This is a genomic window from Micromonospora sp. NPDC000663 (genome assembly GCF_042898105.1).
GTDB lineage: Bacteria > Actinomycetota > Actinomycetes > Mycobacteriales > Micromonosporaceae > Micromonospora.
Genome location: NZ_JBIAYR010000001.1, coordinates 1,068,137 through 1,093,325, shown reverse-complemented (window position 1 = coordinate 1,093,325; position 25,189 = coordinate 1,068,137). Strand labels below are relative to the sequence as shown.

17 protein-coding genes are annotated in these 25,189 nt (G+C 71.0%); 6 read left to right on the top strand and 11 right to left on the bottom strand.

Annotated features, from left to right (window positions below):
* Positions 1-67: 67 nt before the first annotated feature.
* Positions 68-2,974 carry a vitamin B12-dependent ribonucleotide reductase gene (locus ACFY1S_RS05195; protein ID WP_387113018.1) on the bottom strand — a complete coding sequence of 969 codons (2,907 nt, stop codon included), beginning with the start codon at positions 2,972-2,974 and terminating at the stop codon, positions 68-70.
* Positions 2,975-3,008: 34 nt separating this feature from the next.
* Entirely contained in the window at positions 3,009-3,509 is a 501-nt protein-coding gene (gene nrdR / locus ACFY1S_RS05190) for a transcriptional regulator NrdR (protein WP_145784926.1), read from the bottom strand.
* A gap of 539 nt (positions 3,510-4,048) precedes the next feature.
* On the opposite strand from nrdR, the gene lexA reads away from it, so the two are divergent.
* The gene (lexA, locus tag ACFY1S_RS05185) at positions 4,049-4,834 is read left to right on the top strand and encodes a transcriptional repressor LexA (RefSeq protein WP_357987272.1); all 786 of its coding nucleotides are present in this window, start codon (positions 4,049-4,051) and stop codon (positions 4,832-4,834) included.
* A gap of 62 nt (positions 4,835-4,896) precedes the next feature.
* Here the strand turns inward: lexA and ACFY1S_RS05180 are convergent, their stop codons facing one another.
* Together ACFY1S_RS05180 and hflX are read right to left on the bottom strand one after the other, a co-directional pair.
* Positions 4,897-6,600, bottom strand: coding sequence for a hypothetical protein (locus tag ACFY1S_RS05180; RefSeq protein WP_387113015.1), 1,704 nt, complete (start codon positions 6,598-6,600; stop codon positions 4,897-4,899).
* Positions 6,601-6,650: 50 nt separating this feature from the next.
* The gene (hflX, locus tag ACFY1S_RS05175) at positions 6,651-8,105 is read right to left on the bottom strand and encodes a GTPase HflX (RefSeq protein WP_364366459.1); all 1,455 of its coding nucleotides are present in this window, start codon (positions 8,103-8,105) and stop codon (positions 6,651-6,653) included.
* A 183-nt stretch (positions 8,106-8,288) separates the two neighbouring features.
* On the opposite strand from hflX, the gene ACFY1S_RS05170 reads away from it, so the two are divergent.
* Both ACFY1S_RS05170 and ACFY1S_RS05165 read left to right on the top strand, forming a co-directional pair.
* Positions 8,289-9,755 carry an NAD-dependent malic enzyme gene (locus tag ACFY1S_RS05170; protein ID WP_357987281.1) on the top strand — a complete coding sequence of 489 codons (1,467 nt, stop codon included), beginning with the start codon at positions 8,289-8,291 and terminating at the stop codon, positions 9,753-9,755.
* Positions 9,756-9,825: 70 nt separating this feature from the next.
* Complete coding sequence (locus tag ACFY1S_RS05165) at positions 9,826-10,044, top strand: TetR family transcriptional regulator C-terminal domain-containing protein (RefSeq protein WP_387113012.1); 219 nt, start codon at positions 9,826-9,828, stop codon at positions 10,042-10,044.
* On the opposite strand, the gene dapF is transcribed toward ACFY1S_RS05165, so the two are convergent.
* The 3 genes from dapF to ACFY1S_RS05150 are packed head-to-tail and all read right to left on the bottom strand — an operon-like array spanning position 10,019 to position 12,547.
* The gene (dapF, locus tag ACFY1S_RS05160) at positions 10,019-10,864 is read right to left on the bottom strand and encodes a diaminopimelate epimerase (protein WP_387113010.1); all 846 of its coding nucleotides are present in this window, start codon (positions 10,862-10,864) and stop codon (positions 10,019-10,021) included. The genes ACFY1S_RS05165 and dapF overlap by 26 nt on opposite strands.
* Positions 10,865-10,871: 7 nt before the next feature.
* Complete coding sequence (gene miaA, locus ACFY1S_RS05155; protein ID WP_387114306.1) at positions 10,872-11,795, bottom strand: tRNA (adenosine(37)-N6)-dimethylallyltransferase MiaA; 924 nt, start codon at positions 11,793-11,795, stop codon at positions 10,872-10,874.
* Complete coding sequence (locus ACFY1S_RS05150) at positions 11,780-12,547, bottom strand: class III extradiol dioxygenase subunit B-like domain-containing protein (RefSeq protein WP_387113008.1); 768 nt, start codon at positions 12,545-12,547, stop codon at positions 11,780-11,782. The genes miaA and ACFY1S_RS05150 overlap by 16 nt, the downstream gene beginning before the upstream one ends.
* Positions 12,548-12,698: 151 nt before the next feature.
* Between ACFY1S_RS05150 and ACFY1S_RS05145 the strand changes: the two genes are divergently transcribed.
* The 3 genes from ACFY1S_RS05145 to ACFY1S_RS05135 all read left to right on the top strand — a co-directional run bounded on the left by ACFY1S_RS05145 (position 12,699) and on the right by ACFY1S_RS05135 (position 17,769).
* Positions 12,699-13,907, top strand: a complete 1,209-nt coding sequence (locus ACFY1S_RS05145; protein ID WP_357987293.1) for a DUF349 domain-containing protein — start codon at positions 12,699-12,701, stop codon at positions 13,905-13,907.
* A 657-nt stretch (positions 13,908-14,564) separates the two neighbouring features.
* A complete protein-coding gene (locus ACFY1S_RS05140) occupies positions 14,565-16,154 on the top strand; it encodes a cellulase family glycosylhydrolase (RefSeq protein ID WP_387113006.1) in 1,590 nt (529 codons plus the stop codon).
* 238 nt (positions 16,155-16,392) lie between these two features.
* Positions 16,393-17,769, top strand: a complete 1,377-nt coding sequence (locus tag ACFY1S_RS05135) for a cellulose binding domain-containing protein (protein WP_387113004.1) — start codon at positions 16,393-16,395, stop codon at positions 17,767-17,769.
* 39 nt (positions 17,770-17,808) lie between these two features.
* On the opposite strand, the gene miaB is transcribed toward ACFY1S_RS05135, so the two are convergent.
* From miaB to ACFY1S_RS05115, 4 genes are all read right to left on the bottom strand, one after another.
* Entirely contained in the window at positions 17,809-19,287 is a 1,479-nt protein-coding gene (miaB, locus tag ACFY1S_RS05130) for a tRNA (N6-isopentenyl adenosine(37)-C2)-methylthiotransferase MiaB (protein WP_387113002.1), read from the bottom strand.
* A 102-nt stretch (positions 19,288-19,389) separates the two neighbouring features.
* Positions 19,390-23,265, bottom strand: a complete 3,876-nt coding sequence (fxsT, locus tag ACFY1S_RS05125; RefSeq protein WP_387113000.1) for an FxSxx-COOH system tetratricopeptide repeat protein — start codon at positions 23,263-23,265, stop codon at positions 19,390-19,392.
* A complete protein-coding gene (locus ACFY1S_RS05120; RefSeq protein WP_387112998.1) occupies positions 23,255-24,505 on the bottom strand; it encodes a TIR-like protein FxsC in 1,251 nt (416 codons plus the stop codon). Before ACFY1S_RS05120 ends, fxsT begins: the two co-directional genes overlap by 11 nt.
* Positions 24,502-25,167 carry a TIR-like protein FxsC gene (locus tag ACFY1S_RS05115; protein WP_387112996.1) on the bottom strand — a complete coding sequence of 222 codons (666 nt, stop codon included), beginning with the start codon at positions 25,165-25,167 and terminating at the stop codon, positions 24,502-24,504. Before ACFY1S_RS05115 ends, ACFY1S_RS05120 begins: the two co-directional genes overlap by 4 nt.
* Positions 25,168-25,189 lie beyond the last annotated feature (22 nt).

The window sequence follows — 25,189 nt, the reverse complement described above, 5'->3', positions numbered from 1 at the left end:
TCGGAAAGAGCCGCAGAACAGCGCTGCCCCGACCTCGCAGGAGGCCGGGGCAGCGCTGAGGCGTACGTCAGCTGCAGCCGCTTGTGGAGCCGCAGCCCTCGCAGACGTAGCAGCTACCGGCCGGGCGCATCTTCGTACCGCAGGTGAAGCAGAGCGGCGCGTCGGCGGCCTTGCCGATCACGGCCTCCAGCAGTTCGGTGCTGGAACCCACGTTCGGGGCCGGCTTGGCGGCGGCCACCTCGGCCATCTCCTCGGCCGGCTGGGCGACGGCCCCCGGCTTGGCCGGAGCCTCCACCGGCGCCGAGGACGCCATCGCGGTCAGTTCGGCGCCGGTGACGGCGGCGGCTTCCGCGTCGGCCTCGGCCCGCAACTGGGCGGCCCGCTCGCTGGCGGTGAAGATGCCCAGCTCGGCGCGGCGCTCGTAGGGCAGGAAGTCCAGCGCCAGGCGACGGAAGATGTAGTCCATCACCGAAGCCGCCATGCGCACGTCCGGGTCGTCGGTCATGCCGGCCGGCTCGAAGCGCATGTTCGTGAACTTGCTGACGAACGTCTCCAGCGGCACGCCGTACTGGAGGCCGATGCTGATGGCCACCGAGAAGGCGTCCATCACGCCGGCCAGGGTCGAGCCCTGCTTGGACATCTTGAGGAAGACCTCGCCGAGGCCGTCGTCCGGGTACGACGACGCGGTGAGGTAACCCTCGGCGCCACCGACGGAGAAGCTGACCGTCTCGGACGGGCGCTTCTTCGGCAGGCGCTTGCGCACCGGCCGGTACTCGATGACCTTCTCCACCGCGGCCGGCGCGGCCTCGGCGGTCTCGACGGCCGCCGGCGCGGTGGCCTTGTTGTTCTTCGCCACCGACAGCGGCTGGCCGACCTTGCAGTTGTCCCGGTAGATCGCCAGCGCCTTGAGGCCGAGCTTCCAGCCCTCGAAGTAGATCTTCTCGACGTCCTCGACGGTGGCCGCCTCCGGCATGTTGACCGTCTTGGAGATGGCACCGGACACGAACGGCTGGATCGCCGCCATCATCCGCACGTGGCCCATCGGGGCGATCGACCGCTCACCCATCGCGCAGTCGAAGACCGCGTAGTGCTCCGGCTTGAGGCCGGGGGCGTCCACCACGTGACCGTGGTCGGCGATGTGCTCGACGATCGCCTCGACCTGCTCCTCGGGGTAGCCGAGGCTGCGCAGGGCGCGCGGCACGGTCTGGTTGACGATCTGCATCGAACCGCCGCCGACAAGCTTCTTGAACTTGACGAGCGCCAGGTCCGGCTCCACGCCCGTCGTGTCGCAGTCCATCATGAAGCCGATGGTGCCGGTCGGCGCGAGGACGCTGGCCTGCGAGTTCCGCCAGCCGTTCCGGTCACCGATCTTGTTGCCCTGGGTCCACTGCTTCGTCGCCTCGCGGACGATCGCGGTGGCCACCGGGCTGGTGGGCTTGATCTCGTCGTTCGCGGCTGCGTGCTTGCGCATGACCCGCTTGTGCGGCTCGGCGTTGCGGGCGTAGCCGTCGTACGGGCCGACGACGCCGGCCAGCTCTGCCGAACGGCGGTACGCGGTGCCGGTCATCAGCGAGGTGATCGCCGCGGCGACCGAGCGGCCCTGCTCCGAGTCGTACGGCTGGCCGGTGGCCATCAGCAGGGCACCCAGGTTGGCGTACCCGATGCCCAGCTGCCGGTACGCGCGGGACGTCTCACCGATCTTCTCGGTCGGGAAGTCGGCGAAGCAGATCGAGATGTCCATCGCGGTGATGACGAACTCGACGGACTTGACGAACTTCTCCACCTCGAAGCCACCGTCGGCGCGGAGGAACTTCATCAGGTTGAGCGAGGCCAGGTTGCACGAGGAGTTGTCCAGGTGCAGGTACTCCGAGCACGGGTTCGACGCGGTGATCCGGCCGGTCTCCGGGCAGGTGTGCCAGTCGTTGATCGTGTCGTCGTACTGCAGGCCCGGGTCGGCGCACTCCCAGGCGGCCTGCGAGATGGAGCGGAACAGGTTCTTGGCGTCGACGGTCTCGATCACCGAGCCGTCCAGCCGGCCGCGCAGGTCGAAGCCCTTGCCGTTCTCCACAGCCGACATGAACTCGTCGGAGACCCGGACCGAGTTGTTGGCGTTCTGGTACTGCACGCTGACGATGTCGGAGCCGCCGAGGTCCATGTCGAACCCGGCGTCGCGCAGCGCGCGGATCTTGTCCTCCTCGCGCGCCTTGGTGACCACGAACTCCTGGATGTCCGGGTGGTCCACGTCGAGGATGACCATCTTGGCCGCCCGACGGGTCGCGCCGCCGGACTTGATGGTGCCGGCCGAGGCGTCCGCGCCGCGCATGAAGCTGACCGGCCCGGAGGCGTTGCCGCCGGAGGAGAGCAGCTCACGCGACGAACGGATCCGGGACAGGTTGACACCGGAGCCGGAGCCGCCCTTGAAGATCAGCCCCTCCTCCTTGTACCAGTCGAGGATGGAGTCCATCGAGTCGTCGACGGCCAGGATGAAGCAGGCGCTGACCTGCTGCGGCGACGGGGTGCCGACGTTGAACCAGACCGGCGAGTTGAAGCTGAACACCTGGTGCAGCAGCATCCAGGTCAGCTCGTGGTCGAAGATCTCGGCGTCCGCCGGGCTGGCGAAGTAGCCGTACTCCTCACCCGCGGTGCGGTAGGTGGTGACCACCCGGTCGATCAACTGCTTGAGCGACCACTCCCGCTCCGGGGTCCCCACCGCACCCCGGAAGTACTTGGTGGTGACGATGTTGGCCGCGTTGACGCTCCACGACTGCGGGAACTCGACCCCCCGCTGCTCGAAGTTGATCGAGCCGTCCCGCCAGTTCGTCATCACGACGTCGCGGCGCTCCCAGGCGACCTCGTCGTACGGGTGGACCCCCTCGGTCGTCCACACCCGCTCGATCTTCAGCCCCGCGCCTGCCTTGTTCCGTGCACGGCTAGTTGTCACGCCGTCGCCCCCCTCGTCTGCGCGGTCACCCACCGCGCGTCCCAATCGCTCGAAAAACAGTGAAGATTCAGCTGGTACGGCCGGCGGCCTCGACCGCGTCGGCCCGGCCCTGCTCCCGGGCCCGCGCTGCGGCCCGCAACGTCTCGATCTCGCGTTCGAAGTCGGCGAGCGAGTCGAAGGAGCGGTAGACACTGGCGAACCGCAGGTAGGCGATCTCGTCCAGGTCGCGCAACGGGCCCAGGATCGCCAGGCCCACCTCGTGGCTGGGGATCTCGGCGGCCCCCTTGGCTCGGACGCTCTCCTCCACACGCTGCGCGAGCAGCGCGAGCGAGTCGTCGTCGACCGGCCGGCCCTGGCACGCCTTGCGCACCCCGCCGATGATCTTCGTGCGGCTGAACGGCTCGGTCACGCCGCTGCGCTTGACCACGGCGAGGACCGCCTCCTCGACGGTCGTGAACCGCTTGCCGCACTCCGGGCAGGAACGTCGCCGTCGGATGAGCTGGCCGTCGTCGGCCTCCCGCGAGTCGACCACCCGGGAGTCAGCGTGCCGGCAGTACGGACACCGCATCGCGCCCCTCCTAATCATGATCAACCACGTCGTACCGGACGCACCCAGGCACGAGCCACAACGGTGGTGCCATGCGCTCATGGCCCCCACCGTGATCAACGTTACGGGAGTGCGGTCGGTAGTCGGACCCAACCTGTAGGCAACTTACGCCCGTGTCACTACTACATCTAGGGGTTGACCGTATGTCGCTCAGCAACCCGGGTCAAGTTGGCCGGCGTGTCCGGCGCGTCACGGACCATCCGGGCAATCGAGCCCCTCCCTCCGCCGAAAACCCAACGCCGACACCCCGCCCGGGTTACCGGCCGACCGGACCGAACCGACCCGGAAAACGGCCCGAAGATCGAACACGTGTACCAGCCGACGTACCATTTATCAGAACATCCGTACGACCGGCGTCGTTTTTCATGCCGACACGCCGGTGGGAGGTCGTACAGATGTTTGAAAATGACCGATCTCACCTATACGGTCAGGAACAACGTGGCACCACCGCACGCACCACGAGCCGACGAGGCACCCAGCGCCGACCAGGGAGGACGGACGTGACCGAGGACCGGGCCAGCCGGCCGAAGACGCCGCAGCACATCACCGAGGCGGGCCCCCCGGCCACCCGACGCCGCAGCGCCGCCCGCAGCCGGACGGGCCAGCCCGCCGTGCGCCAGGTAACCCCTGTGGTCAGCGCCTTCCCCGACCCGGCGACTGTCGACCTGACCGCCCGCCAGCGCCGCATCCTGGAGTTCATCCGCACCTGGGTGGAGCGGCACGGCTACCCGCCGAGCGTGCGCGAGATCGGCGAGGCGGTCGGCCTGGTGTCGCCGTCCAGCGTCGCCTACCAGCTCAAGGAGCTGGAGAAGAAGGGCTTCCTGCGCCGCGACCCCAACCGGCCGCGCGCGGTGGACGTCCGCGCCCCCAGCGAGGCCATCGACGACGAGCTGACCCGCGCTCAGCGGCCGACCCCGGCGTACGTGCCGATGCTCGGCCGGATCGCCGCCGGTGGGCCGATCCTCGCCGAGCAGGCCGTGGAGGACATCTTCCCGCTGCCCCGCGAGCTGGTGGGCGAGGGCGAGGTCTTCATGCTCCAGGTCAAGGGCGACTCGATGCTCGACGCGGCGATCTGCGACGGCGACTGGGTCGTCGTCCGCCAGCAGCCGACCGCCGACTCCGGCGAGATCGTGGCCGCGATGCTCGACGGCGAGGCGACAGTCAAGACCTACCGGCACCGCGACGGGCACGTCTGGCTGATGCCACAGAACCCGGCCTTCGACCCGATCCCCGGTGACGACGCCACCATCATGGGCCGGGTCGTGGCGGTGCTGCGCCGCATCTGAGCGGGCAACGGGTGGGTGCCCCCAGCGCTCACCCGCGCCCGCCTTCCGGCCTGGCCGTTGAGCTAGTAACGGTCGCCCCGGGGGCCGCGCCCCGGCTGCTGCCGGTACGGGTCGACGGGCGCATCCTCGTCGCGTCGCCGGCCGGGTCGCTGACCCCGGTAGTCGGGCTCCGGCCCACCACGCCGGGGCGGCTCAGCCCGGCCCCCGCCGGGCTGACCAGCACCGCCGTACACACCACCGCCGGGACGACCCCCACCGCCGGCCGGGGGTCGACCCCCGCCACCGCCCGCAGGTCGACCGCCGCCACCACCTGAGGGACGGCCACCGCCGCCCGCCGGGGGACGCGCGCCGCCGTAGACGCCACCACCGGCGCCGCCCGGCCGGGCACCGCCGTAACCGCCGTCGGGGGCCGCAGGACGGCCACCGCCGTACACCGCTCCGCCAGCCGGGGCGGGACCGCCACGACCCGCGCCGCCGCGACCCGCGCCACCGCGACCCGCGCCACCGCCCGCGCCGTAGACCGCGCCCCCCGCAGCCTTGCCGCCACCGTAGACGCCTGCCGGGCGGTCGCCGCCCGATTCGGTACGCCCACCACGCGGGCCACCGAGGGGCTCGCCGTCGGGATCCGAGCGGTCGGACGGCTCGGCCGGCGGCCGGCGGCGCGCCCGGACGATGCCGATGATGCCGGCACCGACCAGCAGCAGACCGAGCAGACCTACCGCGCCGACCAGGTAGGTGATGTCGTCGAAGCTCAGGCCGGAGGTCCACGACTTGGCGGCGGACGGTTTGGTGCCCCCCTCGGCGGCCAGCGGCACCGAGGTCGAGCTGGACGGGGCGTAGCTGAGGATGTCGATCGGGTCCTCGGGGCCCAACTGGCCGCCGTCGGAGACGGTGAGGAAGCTCTTGCCGTCCGGTGAGTAGCTGATCGCCTCTCCGAACGGGTCCGTCAGCGGCGTCACCCGAGGCTTCTTGGTGGTGAGCGCGGTGACGATGTCCCCACCTGTCACGTCGAACTCGAAGGCGTCCGCGTAGGTGCGCAGGACCACCCGGTTGCCGTCCGGGGACCGGGCCGCGCCGGTGATCGCCACCCGCCCGAACGTGTTGAGTGGATTGTCCGTCTGCGTCTTGGGCAGCGTGATGTCGCCGACCTTGCGCATCGGCACCGGTTCGGTGTCACCGGTCTTGAGCGCCGCCGACGGGGTGAAGATCTCCGCCTTGCCGCTTGTCACCTTGGTGATGATCAGTGGCTTGTTGTCGTTGCCGATGAGCAGCGCCTCGGCGTCGTGCGGCTTGCCCTCCGGATACGAGAGTCGGTGCAGCACCGGCTGCTTGCCGCCGCTGACCGGCATCGACCAGAGCGCGACCCTCTTGCGGCGTTCCTTCGAGGAGACGTTGTCCCCGATGTCGCCGATCCAGAGCGTCGCGCCGTTCGGGGAGAGCGCCAGGTCCTCGGTGTCGAACGGGCCCTGCCCCGAGTACCGGACCGGCTCCTTCGAGATCTTGCACTTGGTGTCGAGGAAGAAGACACGCTTGCGTGCCTCGTTCTCGGTGCCGTCGTTGATCACGATGAAGCCGCTCTTGGTGGCCACCAGGCCGGACAGCTCGCGCAACCGCTCGTCGGCGATCGTGCACTGCTTCTTGCCGGGCTTGGCGGCGGGCGGCTCGGACGCTCCAGGTGCGGGAGCCGCCGCGGCGACTCCGGCGAGCGCCACGGTTGCCCCGAACAGGCCGAGGGCAACCGTGACCGAGGAAACAACGCGGCGCATTCGGCCAGTGTCGCATGCCACGCGTTTCCGGTGGATGACGCCGTGGCCGCTCAGGCGCGGCTGCCGGCCGCCTGACCCTGCCGTTCCACGTCGAACTGCGCCAACTCGGCGGCGAGCTCGGCGCTGACCCGAACGTGCAGCAGAGTGCCCTCGGGCAGATGCGCGGTGCTGAGCACCTCGCCCGTGCGGTGCACCCGGGACACCAGGTCACCGCGCTCGTACGGCAGGACCGCCCGGACCTCGACGGCCGGCTGCGGCAGCCGGTCCTCGATGGCGGCGCGCAGCCCGTCCACGCCTCGGCCGGAGTGCGCCGAAACGAAGATCGCGTCCGGCCAGAGCCGCTTGAGTCGCAGCAGCGTGTCCTCGTCGGTGGCGTCGGTCTTGTTGACCACCAGCAGCTCGGGCAGCCGGTCCGCGCCCACCTCGGCGAGCACCTCGTGCACCGCCCGGACCTGCTCCTCCGGATCCGGGTGGGTGCCGTCGACGACGTGCACCACCAGATCCGCCTCCGCGACCTCCTCCAGCGTCGAGCGGAACGCCTCGACGATCTGGTGCGGAAGGTGGCGGACGAAGCCGACCGTGTCGGAGAGCGTGTAGAGCCGCCCGTCCGAGGCGGTTGCCTTGCGGGTGGTCGGGTCCAATGTCGCGAAGAGCGCGTTCTCCACCAGCACGCCCGCACCGGTCAACCGGTTGAGCAGGCTGGACTTGCCGGCGTTCGTGTAGCCGGCGATGGCCACGGCGGGCACCGAGTTGCGCGTACGTCGGGCGCGCTTGGTGACGCGTACCGTGCGCATGCTCTTGATCTCGCGACGCAGCCGGGAGATGCGGTGGCGGATCCGCCGCCGATCGGTCTCCAGCTTGGTCTCACCGGGACCACGCACACCCACACCGCCGCCGGCGCCGCCACCGCGACCGGAACCACCCGTCTGGCGGGACAGCGTCTCACCCCAACCGCGGAGCCGGGGCAGCAGGTATTCGAGTTGGGCCAGCTCGACCTGCGCCTTACCTTCCTTGCTCTTGGCGTGCTGGGCGAAGATGTCGAGGATCAGCGCCGTCCGGTCGACAACCTTGACCTTGGTGCGCTGCTCCAGGTTGCGCAGCTGCGACGGAGACAACTCGCCGTCGCAGATGACCGTGTCGGCGCCCGTGGAGAGCACCACCGCGCCGAGGTCGTCGACCTTGCCACGGCCGATGTAGGTGGCCGGGTCGGGGCGCGTACGGCGCTGGATGAGCCCTTCGAGCACCTGCGAACCGGCGGTCTCGGCGAGCGCGGCCAGCTCGGTCAGGGAATTCTCCGCGTCGGTCACCGAACCCTCGGTCCAGACGCCCACCAGGACGACCCGCTCCAGCCGCAGCTGGCGGTATTCCACCTCGGTGACGTCGGTGAGCTCGGTCGACAGGCCTGGTACGCGTCGCAGGGACTGTCGCTCCGACAGCTCCATCTCGCCGGTGGTGACGTCGTCGAGCTCGTCCTCGACGGGGACAAAGCTCTCCTGGTCTCGCAAGCGGTTCTCCTGTCCGTTTTGATAAGTAGAACGTAATCCTGACATGAGACAACACCGAACGCACCTGCTATATGCCCATGCTGAAGGCCGCCAAAAGTGGGGGCGAATGCTGGTCGGCCACGACAACCCGGTAGAAATGCGGGCGGCGGTCGACCGGCCGCACAGCCGTGACGGAGGGATCCCGTGGCCATCACCCGACTGCCGAGCGCCGGCTTTTCGATCACCATCCGAATCGCCGTGACCGCTGACGCCTCCTCGATCGGCCGCCTCACCACCTCGGTCGGCGAGGCCGGGGCGATCGTCACGGCGTTGGACGTGGTGGACTCCGACCCGACCCACGTGATCGTCGACCTGACCTGCGACACCGCCGACGCCGGCCACGCCGACCAGGTGGTCGACGCGTTGACCGCGCTCGACGGCGTGGACGTGCGCAAGGTGTCGGACCGGACGTTCCTGCTGCACCTCGGCGGCAAGATCGAGGTCACCTCGAAGGTTGCGCTGCGCAACCGTGACGAGCTGTCCCGGGCGTACACCCCGGGGGTGGCCCGGGTCTGCATGGCCATCGCCGAGAACCCGGCGGACGCCCGGCGGCTCACCATCAAGCGCAACACAGTCGCCGTGGTCAGCGACGGTTCGGCGGTCCTCGGCCTGGGCAACCTCGGCCCGGCCGCGTCGCTGCCGGTGATGGAGGGCAAGGCGGCGCTGTTCAAGCGCTTCGGAGGGGTGGACGCCTGGCCGGTGGTGCTGGACACCCAGGACACCGACGAGATCGTGCAGATCGTCAAGGCGATCGCGCCGGCGTACGGCGGGATCAACCTGGAGGACATCGCCGCGCCGCGCTGCTTCGAGATCGAAGCCCGGCTGCGCGAGGCGCTGGACATCCCGGTCTTCCACGACGACCAGCACGGCACCGCGATCTGCGTGCTGGCCGCGCTCACCAACGCGCTGCGCGTCGTGGGCAAGCAGCTCGCGGACGTCCGGGTGGTCGTCTCCGGAGCCGGCGCGGCCGGGACCGCGATCATGAAGCTGCTGCTGCGTCAGGGCGTCGGCGACATCATCGCGTACGACCGCGAGGGCGCCCTGCACCGCGGCTTGACCGGGCTGAACCCGGCCTGGCAGTGGCTGGCGGAGAACACCAACAAGGAGAACTACTCGGGCGACCTGCCCGGCGCCATCCGGGGCGCGGACGTGTTCATCGGGGTCAGCGCGCCGAATCTGCTCACCGGCGACGACATCGCCCAGATGGCGAAGGACTCGATCGTCTTCGCGCTGGCCAACCCCGACCCGGAGGTCGACCCGCGCGAGGCGCGCAAGCACGCCGCAGTGGTCGCCACCGGCCGCTCCGACCAGCCGAACCAGATCAACAACGTGCTCGCCTTCCCCGGGGTGTTCCGCGGCATGCTGGACGCGCACGCCGAGGAGTTCACCGAGGAGATGGCCATCGCGGCCGCCCGGGCCATCGCCGATGTGGTCGGCGAGGACAAGATCAACCCGACGGTGATCGTGCCGAGCGTCTTCGACTCCCGGGTCGCCCCGGCGGTCGCCGCCGCCGTCCGCGCCGCCGCGCACAACCCCAGCCCGCTGCCGGCGGCCGACCCCGGCCCGTCCGACCTTCCGGAGATCGCGGCCAACGCCAGCGCGACGCCGTAACCCCCCACCCCAACCCCGCCATCTCTGTTGATCAAGAGGTTTGCGTCAGAATCAGCGCTGGATCTGACGCATGCTCGAACGGCTGCTCGCCCGGCAGCTCCGGCAGGCGCAGCAGGACGGCGACGTCGACCCGGAACTGGACGCGGACGTGGTTGCCGCGGGCCTACTGGCGCTGACCAACGGGCTGGGCTCCAGGGTGCTCGGCGGTCAGCGCGACGGCGCGGGCGCGCTGACGGTCCTGAATTACCACCTCGACTGCCTGTTCAGACCGCAAGCGCCGAAAGAGTGATCTCGCCGGTGGCCACCAGGACGGCCGGGCCGGAGAGCCAGCAGGAGTTCTCGGTGACCGTCACCGTGAGGCGGCCGCCGGGCACGTCCACCGCGACCACTCCGGTGTCCCGGCCGGCGTCACGCAGGGCCACCGCGCCCACCGCGCAGGCGCCCGTGCCGCAGGACAGGGTCTCGGCGCTGCCGCGCTCGTACACGCGCATGAGGCTGTGCCCGTCGGTGCCGTCCACCGGGTCGCCGGCCACTATGAACTCCACGTTCACGCCCGCCGGGAACACCTCCGGGTCGAACCCCGGAGCGCGGGTCAGATCCAGCGCGGCCAACTCGACTCCCGCCGGCAGCACACACACCAGGTGCGGGTTGCCCACGTCCACAGCCGTACCGGCCAGGGTCAGTCCGCCGAGGGTGGCGGCGGAACTGTCGTACACCCGGGGTCGGCGCATCTCGACGGAGACCGCGCCGCCCTCGACGAGCGCGCGCACGACGCCGGCCCGGGTGGCCACCGGCAGGGCCGCGCCGGCGGGCGTGGCCAGGCCGGTGTCGAGCAGGTACCGGACGAAGACCCGGGCGCCGTTGCCACACATCTCGGCGAACGAGCCGTCGGCGTTCCAGTAGTCCATGAACCACTCGGCCTCACCGGCCAGCCCGGCGCCGTCGGGATGCTTGGCGGCGCGGACCACCCGCAGCACCCCGTCCGCGCCGATGCCCCGCCGCCTGTCGCAGAGCGCCGCGACCAGCTCCGGAGTCAGGTCGAGCTGACCGTCCGGGTCGGGAAGGAGGACGAAATCGTTGCCGGTGCCGTGGCCCTTGGTGAACTCCACACGCCCATCATCGCGCAGCGGCGGGCACCAGACGCAGGGCGGCCTCGAACAGGTCCGGTGCCGCCGAGTCCAGCCAGCGGATCCGGGGGTCACGCCGGAACCAGGAGCGCTGCCTGCGGACGAACCGCCGCGTCGCCCGGACCGTCTCGTCGCGCGCCTGCGCCTCGGTCAGCTCACCCGCGAGCTGCCGCAACACCTGCTGGTAGCCCAGCGCCCGACTCGCCGTCCGCCCCTCGGCCAGCCCCCGGCCCAGCAGCTCGCGGGTCTCGGCCACCAGGCCGTCGGCCCACATCCGGTCCACCCGCGCCGCGATCCGCTCGTCCAGCAGGCCGGTGTCCAGGTCGACGCCGAGCTGCACCGACGGGTAGTACGGCGTCGGCTGCGGCAGCGAGGCAGTGAACGGCGCGCCGGTCAACTCGATCACCTCCAGGGCCCGCACGATCCGCCGACCATTGCCCGGCAGGATGCCCTGGGCGGCGACCGGATCGGCCTCGCGCAGCCGCGCGTACAGCGGCGCAGGGCCGACCTCGGCCAACTCCCGCTCCAGCCGCTCCCGCAGCGCCGGGTCGGTGCCGGGGAACTCGAAACGCTCAAGCACCGCCCGCACGTACAACCCGGACCCGCCGACCAGCAGCGGCACCCGCCCCCGGGACAGGATGTCGTCCACCGCCGCCCGCGCCAGCCGCTGGTACTCCGCGACGCTCGCCGGCTCGCTGACCTCCCAGATGTCCAGCAGATGGTGCGGCACCCCGTCCCGCTCGGCCGGGGTCAGCTTGGCGGTGCCGATGTCCAGGCCCCGGTAGAGCTGCATCGAGTCGGCGTTGACCACCTCACCGTCCAGCGCGTGCGCCAACGCGATACTCAACGCCGACTTGCCCGCCGCCGTCGGGCCGACGACCGCGACGACCGTGCCGCTCACATCCGCTCCCAGGACGCCACGAAGTAGGCGACACCGTAGGGCGCCGCGTCGTGCAGCAGCTCACCGCGCCACCCGCCGCCGCTCGACCGGGCCGCGCCGGCCAGCACCTGCCAGGACGCCCGGCCGGCGGCCTTCAACTCCGCCGACACCACCGGGTCGAGGTCGAGCAGCACGTCCAGGTCCGCCCCGGCCAGGGCCGTGGCAACCCGCCTGTCGTACGCCTCGGCGCGCGGATCGTCGTACCCCGGGGACTTCTGCCCCCGGCACGCCGACCCGTCGCCGAGCACCAGCAGCGCCACCCGCACAGCCGAACCGGCGATCGACCCGGCGAGGGCCTCCACCTCGGCTGCGCCGGCGTCGGCCGCCACCTGCACGGCCGCCACCTGCGCGCGCACGTCCTGGCGGGCGAGCAGCCACGCGCCGACGGTCAGGCTCAGGGGCAGCACGGCGCCCCGGTCGGGCTGGCCGGGCACCAGGGGTACGTCCAGATCCACGCCCCAGGGCTGCAACGAACCGGTGGCCGGGGCGAAGATCGGGCCCGTCGTCGGACCGGCGCCGAGCAGGACCACCGCGTCCGGGTCGACGGCCAACAACCGACCGACGGCGGTGTCACACGCCGCCCGCAGATCGTCCAGCTCGGGCGCGGCGGTGCCGGCCACCTCGGGCACGAGCAGGGGCGGATGCGGGCAGACAGCGGCGGCGACCAGTGGCACCCGCCCACCGTAGCGGGAATCCCCGGTGCGTCTCCGCGCCGATCCGGTCATTCGGTCACTAGGACACCGTATGGTCACGGTCGGCGATAGGCGCTCGACGCGGACCGGGTTGGACCTGTGACAATGCCGGAAGCAAGTTGACTGCGCCGTGGCGGCGACGGGGGACTCGTTCCTTCGACGCCGGGAGATCGAGGATGGGCACATGAGCGACTGGACTGCCTTCGGACGGGTGGACGCGGACGGCACCGTGTACGTCAAGACCGCCGAGGGCGAGCGGGTGGTCGGATCCTGGCAGGCGGGAGCACCGGAGGAGGGGTTGGCCCATTTCGCCCGCCGCTTCGCCGACCTGGTGACCGAGGTGGATCTGACCGAAGCGCGGCTCAACTCGGGTGCGGCGGACGCCGGGCATTCGCTGAGCACGATCCGGCGGATCCGCGCCACGCTCCCCGAGGCGCACGTGGTCGGCGACATCGACGCGCTGGCCGCGCGACTGGACAAGCTGGCCACCCTCGCCGAGGAGAAGGCCGGTGAGGCCCGGGCCGCCCGCGACGCCGCACGCGTCGAAGCCCTGGCACGCAAGACCGCGCTGGTCGAGGAGGCCGAGAAGCTCGCCGCTGAATCCACCGGCTGGAAGACCGCCGGCGACCGGCTCAAGGAGATCCTCGACGAGTGGAAGACCATCCGCGGGGTCGACAAGAAGGCCGACGGTGAGCTGTGGAAGCGGTTCGCCGCCGCCCGGGACGGCTTCACCCGCCGCCGGGGCGCCCACTTCGCCTCCCTCGACGCGCAGCGCAAGCAGGCGCAGACCGTCAAGGAGGAGCTGGTCGCCGAAGCCGAGAAGCTCAAGGACTCCACCGAGTGGGCGGCCACCGCCAACCAGCTCAAGGAGCTGATGACGCAGTGGAAGGCCGCTCCGCGCGCCTCCAAGGAGGCCGAGCAGAAGCTGTGGGAACGGTTCCGCGGCGCGCAGGACGCCTTCTTCAGCCGGCGCAGTGAGGTCTTCTCGGCCCGCGACAACGAGCAGCGCGGCAACCTGGAGCGCAAGCAGGCCCTGCTGGCCGAGGCGGAAGCCCTCGACATCGACGCCGACCCGAAGGGCGCCCAGGCCAAGCTGCGGGAGATCCAGGCCCAGTGGCACGAGGCCGGGCGGGTGCCCCGCGAGGCCGCCGCCGGGCTGGAGCGCCGACTGCGTGTCATCGACGACAAGGTCCGCGAAGTGATGGACTCCGCGTGGCGCCGCACCACCAAGGAAGACAACCCGCTGCTCGCCCAGATGCGGGCACAGGTGGCGGAGGCCGAGGACCGGCTGGCCCGGGCGCAGAGCGCCGGCGACGCCCGCCGGATCAAGGAGGCCGAGCAGGCGCTCGCCGCCAAGCGGCAGTTCCTCCAGCTCGCCGAGCAGGCCGGCTGAGTCGACGCGTCACCGGGAGCCCCCGGGTCCCCTGACGGGACCGGGGGCTCCCGCACGTCCGCGCCCCGCGCCCCGCGCCCCGCGCCCCGCGCCCCGCGCCCCGCGCCCCGCGCCCCGCGCCCCGCGCCCCGCGCCAAGATCCTCACAACATCCCGGAAGTTGCTGCCTCGGACGCGCCGGAGGCAGCAACTTCACTGAAGTTGCGGGGATCTGAAGGGGTGCGGTGGCGCGGATCGCCGGCAGGCGGGGGCGTCGGACGCCCTCGCGGGTCATGATCGCGCTCGATCCTGGAAGTAGTGGTATCCCGGCGTTTCAAGGCCACTACTTCCAGGATCGAGCGCGATCTTGCGGGGGGCGGGGGCGCGGCGCGGGCGGGGGGCGGGGCGCGGCGGCCGTTCGGGACGGCCAGATGGCTGGTTGACGCATCGAGGTGTGCTGATCAGAATGAGCGGCGGAGCCAGGTAGGGCCACCGGCACGAGGGCGACGACTGCGGGACACCGCCGTCGGAGGGTCGCCGGTGAGCGTTCGCGAGTGTCCACGTCCGCGTGACATGGGCCGTCGCGCACTGTCCGCGTACCCCTTGGGGGCGTGACGTGCGGACGGCCGCCCGCCGGCGTCGTTCATCGACGGCGTCGGACCTCCGAAGTGGAGCTCGAATGTTCCGTCCCACCGCTCTCGGCGGCGCGTTGACCGCGCTCGCCACAGTCGCGGCCGGCGTGTTCATCGCCGCCACCGTCAGCACCAGCCCGGCCGTCGCCGCCGGCACCGGTACCGGGTACCTGCACACCAACGGCAATCAGATCGTGGACAGCACCGGCGCCACGGTCAGGTTGACGGGTATCAACTGGTTCGGCATGGAGACCGACAACAAGACCTTTCACGGGTTGTGGTCGAGCAACCCGTGGCGGGGGCAGCTCGACAAGATGGCCAGCCTTGGCTACAACACGTTGCGGGTGCCGTACTCGAACGACGCGCTGAAGCCGGGCGCGACCGCCAGTGGGGTCAACGACTTCGTCAACCCGGACCTGGTCGGACTGTCGCCGTTGCAGATCCTGGACAAGGTGATCGACTACGCCGGCAGCAAGGGGATGCGGATCATCCTCGACCGGCACCGGCCGACGTCGGCCGGGCAGTCGCCGCTGTGGTACACGCCGACGGTCTCCGAGGCGACCTGGATCAACGACTGGAAGATGCTCGCGCAGCGGTACGCGGGCAACCCCACGGTGATCGGCGCGGACCTGCACAACGAGCCGCACGCCGAGGGCACCAACCCGGCGGCCACCGGCGCGTGTTGGGGTTGTGGTGACACCGCCCGGGACTGGCGGCTGGCCGCCGAGCGGGCCGGCAACGCCATCCTCGGTGTCCAGCCCAACTGGTTGATCTTCGTTGAGGGGGTGAGCTGCCCGAGTGGTGGCCTCTCCAACGTGTGGGACAACGACCCGAGCAACGACGAGGACTGCGGCTGGTGGGGTGGCAACCTGTCCAAGGCGGGCCAGTTCCCGGTACGGCTGAACGTGGCGGACCGGCTGGTCTACTCGCCGCACGAGTACGCGACGTCGGTGTACCGGCAGACCTGGTTCGACGCCCCGGACTACCCGGCGAACATGCCGGCGATCTGGGACAAGTACTGGGGTTACCTCTACAAGCAGAACATCGCGCCGATCATGATGGGTGAGTTCGGCAGCACCCTGGCCGACCCGAAGGACCGGGTGTGGCTGGAGAAGCTGATGGCGTACACCGGCACCGGGGTCACCGGGATGTCCTTCACCTACTGGTCGTGGAACCCGAACTCGGGTGACACCGGCGGCATCGCGCTCGACGACTGGACGAACATCAACACGACCAAGCAGGCGATCCTCCAGCCGTACCTGATCGCGCCGTCCGGCGGAACGGGTGGGCCGACAGGTGGACCGACGGGCGGCCCGACGGACCCTCCGACGGGCGCCTGCACCGCCACCTACCGGCAGGTCAATGCCTGGCAGGGCGGCTTCCAGGGTGAGTTGACAGTGAAGAACACGGGCTCGGCGGCGGTGAACCCGTGGTCGGTCACCTGGAGCTGGCCGTCCGGGGTGACGTTGGGCAGTGGTTGGAACGCCACAGTCACGCAGTCCGGTACGACTGTCACCGCGGCCGCGCCGAGCCACGCCCCCTCCCTGGCGGCGGGCGGGTCGGTCACCGTGGGCTTCACCGCCAACGGCACCGCCAGTGCCCCGGCGACTGTGAAACTCAACGGCACCGGCTGCTGAGCTACCCGGGGGCGGCCGGCACCGAGGTACGGGTGCCGGCCGCCCCCGGCCATTTACATTCAGATGCTTCTATGCTCTCATCGGGAAAGCGCTTGCCCTCGGGTGGCCAGCGCCAGCGCGGGAGCCGCTTTCCTTCACGAACCTGCACCGGCGGGCCCGGGACCACAGGTTCCGGTCGACCTCGCCGCCCACGGGCATGGGCGTCGCGACGGTCACCGTCTCACCGAAAGGAAGCAGCATGCGCACAGGACGGCGTCGGATGACGCTGATCGCCAGCACCGCCGCAGCCACCGCCACCCTCGTCACCGCCAGCCTGCTGACCGCCGTCACCGCCCAGGCGGCGGCCGGCTGCCAGGTCGCGTACTCGGTCGCCAGCCAGTGGCCTGGCGGATTCACCGGCAACGTCTCTGTCACCAACCTCGGGGACCCCCTCGCCGGGTGGACGCTGCGCTGGTCGTACGGGGCCGGCCAGCAGGTCAGCCAGGCGTGGGGCGCGACAGTCACGCAGAGCGGCGGCCAGGTCTCCGCGACAAACGTCGACTACAACGCCAACCTGGCGACCAACGGCAGCACCTCGTTCGGCTTCAACGCGAGCTGGAACAACTCAGGCAACCCGGCTCCGACCGGCTTCACCCTCAACAACGTCGCCTGCACCGGCGGCACCACGCCGACCACCCCGCCGCCCACCACACCCCCGCCCACCACGCCCCCGCCGACCACCCCTCCACCCACGACGCCCCCGCCCACGAGCCCGCCGCAGACCGGCCTTGTCGGCTGGGCCACCCAGAACGGCGGCACCACCGGCGGCGGCGCCGCGGCCACGACCACCGTCACCAACGCCTCGGCGCTGACCAGCGCGCTGAACGCCACAGGCGCCGCGGTGATCCGGGTGTCCGGGACCATCTCCTGCTCGGGAATGCTGCGGGTCCGGTCCAACAAGACCATCCTCGGCAACTCCGGCGCGACAATCGCCGGCTGCGGACTCAACATCAGCGGTGACCGCAACGTCATCATCCGGAACCTGACCTTCCGGGACTGGAACGACGACGCGATAAACGTGCAGGAGTCGGCCACCAACATCTGGATCGACCACAACAGCTTCAGCAACGGGTACGACGGCGCCGTCGACATCAAACGCGGATCGGACTTCGTCACCGTGTCCTGGAACCGGGTGTTCAACCACGACAAGACGATGCTGCTCGGCCACAGCGACGACAACGGCAGCCAGGACATCGGTCACCTGCGGGTGAGCTACCACCACAACTGGTTCGACGGCAGCAACCAGCGCAACCCCCGGGTGCGCTTCGGCAATCCGGTGCACGTGTTCAACAACTACTACCGGGCCAACGGCGGCTACGGCGTCGCGTCCACCGAGAACGCCGGCGTCCTCGTCGAGGGCAACTACTTCGAGAACGTCGCCGACACGTACCACCTCGGCGAGGGCGACTCCGGGCCGGGCAGCCTGGTGGCCCGGAACAACCACTTCGTCAACTCGCCCACCGGCCAGGCCGGCGGCAGCGTGGCAGGCATCCCGTACTCCTACCAGCTGGACACCGCGAGCAACGTCAAGTCCATCGTGACGGCGGGCGCGGGCGCCGGCAAGATCACCGTCTGAGCGCGGAAGGGCCCCTCAACGAGGGGCCCTTCCGTCCGGTCAGTGCGCGGCGCAGCCCGCTGCGGGCGCGGGCGCGACCGGCGGCGCGCCGATCGTCGGCAGGCCGAGCAACACCCCAGGGGTACGCGGGGAGCGGCCGGCCTCGGCGGCGTCGCCGGCCCGGGTGCGGCGGTGCGACAGGGGCGCCCCGTCGGCGTTGAGGTGGTGCGGCGCTGCGTACGTGATGGCGGTGTGCACGATGTCACCGGGCCGGATCGACCCCGCGAAGCTGCCGGCGTCGAAGTGCACAAGCCGACCGTCGCGCGCCCGGCCGGACATCCGCCCGGTCCGCTCGTCCTTGCGGCCCTCGCCGACCGCGACCAGCACCTCGACGGTCTCCCCCACCAGGCGCTTGTTCTCCGCCCAGGTGATCTCCTCGACGGTGGCGATCAGCCGCTCGTAGCGCTCCTGCACGACAGGCTTGGGCAGCTGGCCGTTCATCGTCGCGGCGGGAGTGCCGGGGCGCTTCGAATACTGGAACGTGAAGGCCGAGGAGAAGCGTGCCTCGCGCACCACGTCAAGGGTGCGCTGGAAGTCCGCCTCCGTCTCGCCGGGGAACCCGACGATGATGTCGGTGGTGATCGCCGCGTCCGGCATGGCCGCGCGGACCTTCTCGATGATGCCCAGGTACCGCTCCGAGCGGTAGGATCGGCGCATCGCCTTCAGCACGTCGTCGGAGCCGGACTGCAACGGCATGTGCAGCGAGTGGCAGACGTTGGGCGTCTCGGCCATCGCGGCGATCACGTCGTCGGTGAAGTCCTTCGGGTGCGGGCTGGTGAACCGGACCCGCTCCAGGCCGTCGATGTCGCCGCAGGCGCGCAGCAGCTTGCCGAACGCGTAGCGGTCGCCGAACTCCACGCCGTACGAGTTGACGTTCTGCCCGAGCAGCGTCACCTCCAGCACACCCTCGTCGACCAGGGCGCGCACCTCGGAGAGGATGTCGCCAGGGCGGCGGTCCCGCTCCTTGCCGCGCAGCGACGGCACGATGCAGAACGTGCAGGTGTTGTTGCAGCCCACCGAGATCGACACCCAGCCGGCGTACGTCGACTCGCGGCGGGTCGGCAGCGTGGAGGGGAACACGTCAAGCGACTCGAGGATCTCCACCTCGGCGGCGGAGTTGTGCCGGGCCCGCTCCAGCAGCACCGGCAACGAACCGATGTTGTGCGTGCCGAAGACGACATCCACCCACGGCGCCTTGCGGACGATCTCGCCACGGTCCTTCTGGGCGAGGCAGCCGCCGACCGCGATCTGCATGTCCCGGTGCTTGTCCTTCACCGGGCGCAGTCGACCGAGGTTGCCGTAGAGCCGGTTGTCGGCGTTCTCCCGCACGGCGCAGGTGTTGAAGATGACCACGTCCGGGGTGTCGTCGCCGGCGGGTGCGCGCACGTACCCCGCCTGCTCCAGCAGGCCGGAGATGCGTTCGGAGTCGTGCACGTTCATCTGGCAGCCGTACGTGACGACGTTGTAGGTCCTAGCCACCCTTTTGGCGCCCCTTCCCCTCGGGCTACCAGGGTAGCGGCCCGCCCGACAGGGCACGGAGAGTGGCATTGACCCGGGACAGGGCGCGGGCGGGCCCGGGTGTCAGAACGGGTGGGGGTCGATGATCCGGGCGACGAACCTCCCCTCCCGCAGCGTCCGTACGCTCGGATGGTCTGCCGCGACCACCTCGCCCAGCTCCACCACCGGCGTGGTGATTGTCGCGGAGGGCCGATCGCCGTCGCTCTCGCGCAGGACGAGCGCCAGGTTCGCCAGGCAGCGCAGGGCGTCCGGGTGGCGCGGACCGGAGGTGGCCACCCAGCGGTCGGCTGTCGCGCGGAGGCGTTCGAGTGCGGCGTCCCGGTCGCCCTCCTCGGCGAGGCAGATGCCGAGGTTCTCCTCCGCGGCGAGGGTGTGCGGGTGGTCCGGGCCGAGCACCTCACGCAGCGCGGCGGCGGCCCGATCGGCGGTCTCGCGGGCCTGGGTGACCCGGCCCACTGCCCGCTGCGCCGCGGCGAGGTTGCTGAGGGCGCCCACGGTGTGCGGGTGCAGGACGCCCAGCCACTGCTCGTAGATCCTCGCCACCTGCTCGGCCTCGGTCACCGCGCGATCGGTCTCGCCGAGCGCCAGCAGATTCGCCACCAGGGCGGCACGGCAGATCAGGGTTTCCGGATTGGCTCGCCCGAACTTCTCCTCGAGGACCGGGTACGCCGCGTCGAGCAGCCCGGCGGCCTCCGCCGGGTGACCCGCGCTGCGCAGCGACACAGCGAGGCTGACCTGGGCGTTCAGGGTGTCCCCCGCCTCGCTGCCGATCTCCTTGAGGCTGGCCAGCTGGTGATGCACGGTGCGCAGCAGTACGACCGACTTGTCGTACTCGCCGGCCTCACGCAGGTCCCGCGCCAACTGCGCGGCCGAGTGCAGGGTGTACGGATTTTCCGCCCCCTGGACCGCCCGGCGGAGCTGGAGCACCGCCTCGTCCCGCACCCGGGCCGATCGGAAGTCACCAACCAGGCGGTAGGAGTGCGCGAGGTTGTTGGCCGCGGTGAGTGTGCGCGGATGTTCCTCGCTGAACTCCTCGCGCCACGCGTCGTAGGTTTCCCGGTCCCGTTCGATCGCCTTGGCGTACCGGCCGAGAGCTCGCAGGTCGGCGCCCAGGCTGCCGGCGGTCATCAGGGTGTGCGGGTGCCGGTCGCCCAGCAGCGCCCGCTGCTCGTCGAGGACCTGCTCGTCCAGGGCGAGGGCGTCGTCGTAGCGGGCGAGCGCCCGCAGCACGTTCGCCCGGTTGAAGCGCAGGTGCAGCACCTGCCGGCGCAGCTTGGCCAGCTCGTCGGTGCCGTAGAGGCGGTTCAGGCGCGCCGACCACACCGCGTCGACCTCCTCGGCGAACGTGTTCGCCAGGTCGAGTTCACCCTGGCGCCAGAGATACCGCACCCGGTCGATCATCAGCTCCCGGGCCGACTCGTCGTGGCAGCGCACTGCCCCGGACGCCTCGATGTGGGGCCAGAGCGTCCGGAACCGGTCCCAGGTCTGCGGATCGTCGGCGTCGCCGCGCGGCCGGGACGCGGCAAGCACCAGGTGCACCTCGTGCCGGGTGTCGGCGACCTCGTCCGGGGTCATCCCCTCCCGGACCACCGCCTGGAGCAGCCGGTGCACCAGCACCCGGCGCTTCGGCATGTTCATGGTGAGCAGGGCAGACCTGTTGATCCGTTGGACCAGGGCCCCCCGCACGAGGCGCTCCGACACCGACGGGTCGAACGGCGCCAACGCCTGCGCCATCTCGTCGCTGTGCAGCAGATCCAGGTCGATCTCCGAGGCCAGCACGGAGCAGAGCTGCAACAGTCGGTACGCCGCCGGGGAATGGGTACGCAGCCGCGCCAGGGAGAGATCCCAGGTGGCCTCCACGGACAGGGCGCTGGGGCCGTGCCGTTCGATCTGCTCCAGGTACGCGTCGACGGAGGTGCCGGCGTCCGCCAGGTACGCGCCGGCGGCGGCCACCGCGACCGCCAGGTCCCCGAGGGCGTCGGCGATCCGGTCGGCCTCCTCGTCGGTCAGGGAGGGCACCCGGCGCAGCAGGTGGGCGACGCTCTCCGCCCGGGCGAAGACGTCGACCTGGATCGGGGTGGCCCGGTCCCCCCAGGCCGGGTTGCGGGAGGTGAGCAGGACGTGTCCGCCTCCGCGCGGCAGGAAGCGTTCGACCGGGTCGACCTCCTCGGCGTTGTCGAACACCAGCAGCCACCGTCGGGGTTCACCCCGCCCGAGCGCCTCCAGGACCGCGTGCACGTCGTCCGCCCGGTCCGGGTGACCGCCGAGGCCGAGCCGGGTGGCGAAGGCCGCCAGCGACCTCTGAACGTCGACGTCGGCCGAGTCCGTCGCCGCGACGGTGATCCACCAGACCGCGTCGTACGCGGACTTGAAGCGGTGCACGTACTCCAGGGCGAGTTCGGTCTTGCCGACGCCACCCATGCCCTGGAGAGCGACAGGCACGGCGGCGGCCCCGCCGCCGGTCAGGTGCCGGCGCAGGATGGCCAGCTCACCTTCCCGGCCGGTGAACCGCGCGTTGCGGTTCGGGGCTTCGAACACGGCCGGCTCGACGGCCGGGAAGCGCAGACCGGCGTCACCGGGGCCGTCGGTGCGCAACGGGGGCGGGCGATCCACCAGCCGGAGCAGGCGCTCCGCCGCAGTCGCCGCGCTGACGTTGACCAGGTGGGTGGAGGAGGCCACCGCGAACTCGGCGAGCGGCCGCAGGTCGCTCACGTAGACCGCGAGGGGTGTGGTGCCGGCGGCCGGATCACGCGGAGGAAGCGCGGTGGGAGGCAGCGCCACGTACGCGGAGGAGAGGATGGTCAGCGTACGGGCAGGTGGTTGCGTACCGGGCTCGACCGGCTGCGTCCCGTCGACCACCCGCACACCTGCGGAGCTGAGCACCCGCTCGATCCACTCCGCCCAGACGGCGTCCTCCGGGGCGTAGCGGAGCATGAGGTCGTCGTCGGGGAGTTCGTAGCGGCGCCGGAAGCGCGCCTTCTCCCGCTCGCGCACCGACTCGTCCATCGGCGGCATCCCGCGTACGGCGCCCTCGGTCAGCTCGGCTGTCAGGGTCTCGAACGCCGCCAGCAGCGAGGTGGGCGAACCGGGGGCGTCGCCGAAGGTCGCAAGCGTCTCCTCGTACGCGTAGAACGGCCGGTACGGCACCTCGACCGCCGCCCAGTAGCGCCGACGGTCCACCTCCGTCATGCCTGTGGGGAGACCGGCGAAGCGGCGCATCGCGAGCGCCCGTCCGGCGTCGGCCTTCTCCTTCTCCGCCTGGTCGACACGCATCGGGACCGGCAGGATCCGGATGTCGCGGCGCGGATAGTGGTCGGCGACGGCTCGGGCGACCTGCGCGGCACCCTCGATGCCCTGGTCGCTGAGAGTGAAACAGTCGACCAGGACGTCCGGCAGATGCAGGGTGCAGATGTCGGCGACGTCGCTGAGGCCGGTCCGGCTGTCGATCAAGGTGTAGTCGTACTCGCGCTTCATGTCCGCGCGCAGTGCCTCGAGGAACCGTTCGCCGCCCAGGCGGTGGTAGAAGGTGTCCCAGTCCAGACCGCTGACCGAGACGGCGTAGTCGCTGTTCTGCCGACCGGCGGAGAGGAAGTCCAACCCGCCGCCGCCCGGGAACTGCCACCCCAGCGAGAACGCGTACCTGTTGACCCGGGCGTACTGCTCGACCCAGCCCTGCGGCCGTTCCGCGTCGCGCATCGTCTCGGACTCGTAGTCGTGGATGAGGTCGATGACCCCGCCGGTGCCGCCGATCGCCGCCACATCCAGGAACGGGTGGAAGAAGCGGTGCAGGCCGGGCGACTCCAGGTCCCAGTCGGTGACCAGCACCCGCTTGCCGTTGGCAGCCAGGATCCACGCGACGTTGGCCAGCGCCATCGTCCGGCCCGTTCCGCCCTTGAACGAGTAGAAGGTGACTATCTGACCGTCGCGTTCAGTGCTCATCGGGCATCTCCGGGGCTTCGATCGGTGGCGAGACCGGTGTGCGCAGGCTTGGTGGCCGGGTGTTGGGCACCGATGCCGGGAACACCGCGCCGTGCTTCAGGTACAGCCGTCGGGCCTCGGTCACCAGGGTCGGCATCAGTCCGGCGAGCTCGTCCATCCGGCCGACCCACCGGGCCCGGGTCGCACCGGAATCCTGGAGGACGCCCAGCGCCAGCCGTGCCAGGTCGGCGCCGCGGTGCGCGTCGCGCGGATCGTCGGCGTCGGTCACCAGGAGCGGAACCGCCCATGGCGGAAGCGCCCGTGCCGCCGCCCGCAGGGCCGCCAGGCCCTCGGGCCGCTCGGTGATCCACGGGTCGATCAGGACCACACCCGGACGGATCTCCAGCAGATCCTCGGCGTCGGCGAAGTCGGTGGTGCGCACCGGCAGCCCGAGTCGCTCGGCGGTGCTCGCCACGTACTCGGCCAACGGGAGTTCCTGCCGTGCCCCGAATGGTCGCCACAGCAGGCTGCGGTCGGCGTACGACGACGCCTGCCGTCCCTCCGGCAGCTGGTCCCTGGTGGGCGCCAGCACCGCCACCACGAACGCCGGGTCGGCCGAGGCCTGCCACGAGACCTCGTCCAGGGCGGGTGCCCGGGACGGCCGCAGCCAGAACCGACGGGTGGGCTCCACGATCCGCCACGCCAACCGCCCGAGCAGGAGCTGGTACTGCCTCCGATATGCCCCGAGCATGCAGAGCGCACGCATGCCGTTCTCGGCGTACGCGGGGACGTCCCGTCCCAGGTCCAGTGCCGCGTCCAGTTCGGGATGGTCCTCCCAACTGGGGACCGGGATCCAGAGGACCGGCACCACGTGTTGCGACGGCACGACGGCTGGCACCGACCCGGCGTCCGCAGCTGCGTCCAGCCGGGCGAGAAAGGACTCCTGTTCGCCGAGTGCCCACGGCCTGTTGAAGTAGCCGGGCGAGTAGAGAGGCACGAACACCTGGGCCGCGCCGAGGGCACCCGCCAAGGCCGCCTTCATGTCGGCGCCGGGCGGAATGTACTGGTCGATGAAGCCGATCTCCACGCCCGGCCGTGGTGACGCGAGCCGAGCCACCTCACCCGACAGATCCGCGAAGAAGCGTCCGACCCAGACGTCGGTGTCGGTGCGGGCGCTCTGCACAGGCGCGGAATGCGCGTAGCTCAGGAAGAAGTAGGTCTCACGCGTCGGCGCCGCCCCGGCGGCGGTGCGCGGCATCATACGGCTGCCTCCTCGCCGAAGAGCGTGTGCAACTCGTCGACTCCCTTGGGCACCAACGGGTGGACGCGGTAGGCCCGATGGATCGCCACCACCCGCTGGGCGAGACGCCACACGACCGCGCGGTACGCCTGCTCCAATTGCATGGTCAGCAATCCGTAGACCCCCTCCTGCTCATACTGGCGCGCGACGGTGTTGTCGTCAGGTATCGCGGTCGGCGAAAACCGTTGGATGGCACGGATGCTCGGCGGCAGTGACGCCTCGGCGGTCGGCGACCAGTTGACGGGAACGATTGCCGTCTCGTGCACGGAGGCCCCCGGACCGCGTGGTTCGATCCGGCGACGCGCGAAGGCGTGCCACTCCATCGCGCACCACGGGCTGCTGATGAAGGAACTGGACACCAGAGGGATGAAAACCTGGCAGGTGCCGGCGGCGTGCAGCAGTTCCGGGGTCCATCGCTCACCACCGGAGAGCGTGCTGTCCATGAAGCCGGGGTCGACACCGGTCGGCAGTCCGACCAGCTCACTGACGTGCGTGGAGAGGTCGTCGAAGAACCGGGAGACGTACTCCTGGGGATTGTTACCGGCCCGGCGGACCGTCGGCCGCGAATAGCTCACGAAGAACAGCGGGGTTCGCGTATCCGCGATCGTTACCGCTTCGCTCACCGTCGTTCCTCCGCCGTCCGGA

Bases quoted from the DNA above. Each gene is read 5' to 3' on its own strand.
- ACFY1S_RS05145 (WP_357987293.1), top strand. From the start codon at position 12,699: ATGAGCGACTGGACTGCCTTCGGACGGGTGGACGCGGACGGCACCGTG.
- ACFY1S_RS05180 (WP_387113015.1), bottom strand. From the start codon at position 6,600: ATGCGCCGCGTTGTTTCCTCGGTCACGGTTGCCCTCGGCCTGTTCGGG.
- ACFY1S_RS05135 (WP_387113004.1), top strand. From the start codon at position 16,393: ATGCGCACAGGACGGCGTCGGATGACGCTGATCGCCAGCACCGCCGCA.
- ACFY1S_RS05150 (WP_387113008.1), bottom strand. From the start codon at position 12,547: ATGACCGGATCGGCGCGGAGACGCACCGGGGATTCCCGCTACGGTGGG.
- nrdR (WP_145784926.1), bottom strand. From the start codon at position 3,509: ATGCGGTGTCCGTACTGCCGGCACGCTGACTCCCGGGTGGTCGACTCG.
- ACFY1S_RS05120 (WP_387112998.1), bottom strand. From the start codon at position 24,505: ATGATGCCGCGCACCGCCGCCGGGGCGGCGCCGACGCGTGAGACCTAC.
- ACFY1S_RS05165 (WP_387113012.1), top strand. From the start codon at position 9,826: ATGCTCGAACGGCTGCTCGCCCGGCAGCTCCGGCAGGCGCAGCAGGAC.
- fxsT (WP_387113000.1), bottom strand. From the start codon at position 23,265: ATGAGCACTGAACGCGACGGTCAGATAGTCACCTTCTACTCGTTCAAG.
- ACFY1S_RS05140 (WP_387113006.1), top strand. From the start codon at position 14,565: ATGTTCCGTCCCACCGCTCTCGGCGGCGCGTTGACCGCGCTCGCCACA.